1 rRNA gene is annotated in these 554 nt (G+C 51.1%); it reads right to left on the bottom strand.

The window, feature by feature from the left end:
* Positions 1-554: ribosomal RNA gene (locus tag ACE5LO_RS27780) — 23S ribosomal RNA — on the bottom strand; the annotation flags it as partial.

Genomic DNA, 554 nt, shown 5'->3' with positions numbered 1-554 from the left:
TCGGCCTCGCCTTAGGTCCCGACTTACCCTGAGCGGACGAACCTTCCTCAGGAACCCTTAGGCTTTCGGCGGATCTGATTCTCACAGATCTTTTCGTTACTCATACCGGCATTCTCACTTGTGTAGTGTCCAGCGCTCCTTCCGGTACACCTTCAACCCCTACACAACGCTCCCCTACCCCTGGATCGACTTCACTCCAGCTTCGAAGCCCTGTGTTTAACCCCTGAAGCATTTGGCCGAAAACCTTGATTGAATATCAGAGGTTGTTTTCGGCAAAAATGTCGTGTTAAACACCGCCTCAAAGAAGCAGTGAAGTCGATCCAAGCCATAGCTTCGGTGGTGTGTTTAGCCCCGTTACATTTTCGGCGCAGAGTCACTCGACCAGTGAGCTATTACGCACTCTTTCAATGGTGGCTGCTTCTAAGCCAACATCCTGGTTGTCTGTGCAACTCCACATCCTTTCCCACTTAACACACACTTGGGGACCTTAGCTGATGGTCTGGGCTGTTTCCCTTTTGACAATGGATCTTAGCACTCACTGTCTGACTCCCGGA

The sequence above is a fragment of the Paenibacillus medicaginis genome (assembly GCF_042138635.1).
Lineage (GTDB): Bacteria > Bacillota > Bacilli > Paenibacillales > Paenibacillaceae > Paenibacillus > Paenibacillus medicaginis.
The sequence above is the reverse complement of the archived record's forward strand: the minus strand, read 5'-3'. Positions and strand labels throughout refer to the sequence as shown.